Source organism: Acetobacterium malicum subsp. dehalogenans DSM 11527 (assembly GCF_000472665.1).
Lineage (GTDB): Bacteria > Bacillota > Clostridia > Eubacteriales > Eubacteriaceae > Acetobacterium > Acetobacterium malicum.
On the sequence record NZ_AXAC01000071.1, the window covers coordinates 1 to 3,960 of the forward strand.

Below are 3,960 nucleotides of genomic sequence, written 5' to 3' on the forward strand. Positions count from 1 at the left end.
TTTTGTCCAATTCAATGTTAATGTTGTATCTGCAACGGCCGCTGTCGTTATTGCTGGTGTTCCTATGCAACGGCCGCTGTCGTTATTGCTGGTGTTCCTACTGTTGGTACTACCGTATCCGGCGCTGCTGACACCGACACAACAACCTTATAATAAGCAATCGTCGTCCCATTCGCTGCCGTTACTCGCACGATAAAGAAATCATTATTCGTAATCGCTGCATTTGCATAAGCCGCATCTGTCGCAAAAGCAGCCGTTGATGCTCCGCTTGCATATTTTACAACCTTAACCGTTGCCCCTGCATCAGTCTTATCAAACAGTGTTATGAACGTTCCTGTGTTTGATATGTCCGCCGCTTTCGCTGTCGTAATCGTGACTGAACCTGCCACAGCAGATGCTAACGTCGCATTTGGCGTTCCCAAGCTGGTTACCGTCTGTCCTTTTACTGTTGACACTGCCTTCAGTGTTGCATCACTGCTTGCCGCCGGTGTCACCGTCACAACAACCTTATAATAAGCTATCGTCGTCCCATTCGCTGCCGTTACACGCACGATAAAGAAATCATTATTCGTAATCGCTGCATTTGCATAAGCTGTATCTGTCGCAAAAGCAGCCGTTGATGCTCCGCTTGCATATTTTACAACCTTAACCGTCGCCCCTGCATTAGTCTTATCAAACAGTGTAATGAACGTTCCTGTATTTGATGTGTCCGCTGCTTTCGCTGCGGTGATCGTGACTGAACCTGCCACAGCAGATGCTAACGTCGCATTTGGGGTTCCCAGACTGGTTACTGTCTGTCCTTTTACGGTCGATGTTGTTTTTAATGTCGCGTCATTGCTTGCTGTTACCGTCACAACAACCTTATAATAAGCAATCGTCGTCCCATTTGCCGCCGTTACACGCACGATAAAGAAATCATTGTTCGTAATAGCCGTATTTGCATAAGCTGTATCTGTCGCAAAATTGGTCGTTGAAGCGCCACTTGCATATTTTACAACCTTAACCGTGGCTCCAGCGTCAGTCTTATCAAACAATGTTATGAACGTACCTATGTTAGACGTGTCCACTGCTTTTTCTGCGGTGATCGTGACTGAACCTGCCACAACAGATGCTAACGTCGCATTTGGGGTTCCTAGACTGGTTACTGTCTGTCCTTTTACTGTCGATGTTGTTTTTAATGAAGCATCACTACTCAACGCTCCAATAGTGATTGCCTTATCACCGTAAATCGCTGTCCCATCCTGAGCAGTCGCTCTAACCGTAATGGTACCAGCAGTTACCGGTGACAACAACCCGGTGATTGAAATCGTCGCCGTCCCTGTCCCACTAACCACCGTCCACGTCACATTCTTATTACTCGCATTCGTCGGTGCAATCGTTGCAGCCATCTGCAGGGTACTGCCCATCGCTACGCTGGTGGCGCTACCGGCACTCGTAACCGTAATCGCTGTTACCGGCACGATGGCTGCGGTCAGTGATAAGGTATTGCTGGCGGTACCTTTGGTCAGTGCCGCTGCTTTGGCCTGCAAGGTCATGGTTCCAGCGACTGTGGTACCGGTGGTATAAATGGTCACCTGAGTATCGCTGTTTTTGACGATTGAATTCAGGGTTAATCCGGTGGTGCCAACGGTGCTGGTCCAATTAACAAGCTGATTGGCTGTTGCAGTAAAGGTATCGTTAGTCAATGTGACCACGATGGCCGGATTAACGGTTCCGTTTACCAATACGGTTGACGACGCAATCGCCGCTGTCGCCGGATTATTAACGGTCAGGGTTCTCATTCCATATTTGTTAGAGCCGTCCTGAGCGGTGGCTTTGACGGTAATGGTCCCGATGGTGATCGGGGTTAGCACGCCGCTGCTGGTGATCGATGCTGAACCAGTACCATTGATGATGGTCCAGTTGACCTTTGTATTGGAGGCATTGGCAGGTGTGATGGTGGTGGACATCTGCATGGTGCTGCCTTTTAATACGGTTGTTGCATTGTTGGGACTATTAACGCTGATCGACTTAACTAAAACGACGATCAGTTCTGGTTCGACTTCAACCGAAGGATCCACGGTGACTTTCACCGGTTCTCTTTCGTAGGTGACGTTATCGGCATTGACCTGGGCTCTAATAATTTTTCCCTGGCCCTTAACATCGGCGGCACCGTCAAATACCATCGAGCTGACCTGTGAGGCTGAACTCATGGTAATCTGGCTACCTTCGCCGTTCTCAGAGATGGTCATTTCGGCAATGACAGTCGTTCCCTGAGTTTCGATATTGACATCTGGGGCATCCACTTGAACGCTGTCAAATTCACCTTCCAGGATGACGGTTTCACCTTCAAGATCTTCGGCGATGACAATTTCGATCCCATCAGCATCCAGGGCTACCAGTCTTATTTTTCCATCGGGAGCCTGTTGGATCGTGATGCGGTTATATTCGCCACCATTGATGTGAATACTGTTTTCACCACCACCACGGACAAAGGTTTCGCCGTCGACGGTAATATTATTCAGGGTGACTTCACCATCGCCCACTTTTTCAGAAATAATCAGATTTCCTTTAATATGAATATTCTGCAGAATCACATTGTCAGCATCGATGATGACATCTTTACTGATGGTTTCGATGCCTTTGGCTGGCCCGTAGGTACCAGCTTTGCTGTAAACCTTGGCATCCGCTTCTTTTTCCAGCGCATCAAAGGCGGCCTGAATCGCTTTTGTTGCCGCATCAATTTCGGTTTGAGCATTCGCGGTTGTTACCTTATTATCAGCGATTACTGTTTGCAGGTGTTCCCAGGAATAAGCAGTATAATCATCTTCGTCTTCTGCATTAACATCTGCCAGGATCGCTTTATAAGCACTTAAATCAGCCGTCTTTTTAACAATTCTGATTTCAATCCCTTCCAATCGCAGACCCTGACCCTGAGAACCGGAGGTGGCTCCGTCTTTTGACCAGTTGGTTTCCCAGCCCTCATTTTGAACGTGGGTACGATACTCAATGGAATAGTCCGGCATGTTGACCAGACGAATCTGGATCCCTTCCAGACGCAGTCCCATGCCTTGGGAACCGGAGGTATTACCGTTGGAGGTCCAGGCGGTTTCCCAACCCAGGTTTTCGACATGGGTACGGTATTCGATTGCAGCTCCGGCTGGATAGCTGCCAGAGAATTTAATCTGGATCCCTTCCAGACGCAGTCCCTGACCCTGGGTGCCGGCGGTATTACCGCTTAATGCCCAGGAATCTTCCCAGCCTAGATTTTGGACATGGGTACGGTAGGCCACGCCAACCTGATTAATGGCAGCGGCACCTAATGTTGCATTTGGCACCTCGGTGCCAGTTGCCTCATTCTGTTCGCTGGCAGCAAAAACACCGGTTGAAAAGACCATCATGATCATCATCAACGCTGCTAAAATACTGATACTTAACTTTTTCACTCGTTTTCTCCCTCTTACTTAGTTTTTAGATTTTTTCTTTCTCGAAAACACTTAAAGATATCTTAAGCTTTTAATCGGCTAATGTCAAGATGTGGCAGACTGTGTGCCACATATTTTAGTAAATATTTATTTTTATCGACAATGAAAAAAGAGGCCGAAGCCTCTTTTTAAATAAAACAGTGATTGTTTTTTATGAGATTGGAATGTTGGTGTAGGTTCACTCCGGTGGTTTAAATCCTCCGTATTTAGCGAACTTGTTGTCACAATCATCCGTCGCTGGAAAAAACTAAATATCCCTACGCCGCTTATTTGACAAACACCCCACAATTATTGCCACCTGCAGGGTGCTGTTGTTGTTTATTACTTTTTTAGTTTTGGACCGTATGTCCAGAAGCGTCCCCTTGTCGCTGCTGCTGGCACCGTTCCTTAAATATCACTACACAGTTACTGTTAGGGTATTGCTTGCTGATACTCCTGCTGGATCAAACGCTGATGTTTTTGCCTGAATTGTCACATTTCCAGCTGCTGCTGTTCC

Annotated in this window: 1 protein-coding gene; it reads right to left on the reverse strand. The window is 47.3% G+C overall.

Annotated features, from left to right (window positions below; genetic code table 11):
- Positions 1 to 62: 62 nt before the first annotated feature.
- Positions 63 to 3,425 (reverse strand): Ig-like domain-containing protein, encoded by a 3,363-nt coding sequence (locus A3KS_RS22880; RefSeq protein WP_051355969.1) that lies wholly within the window; start codon positions 3,423 to 3,425, stop codon positions 63 to 65.
- Positions 3,426 to 3,960 lie beyond the last annotated feature (535 nt).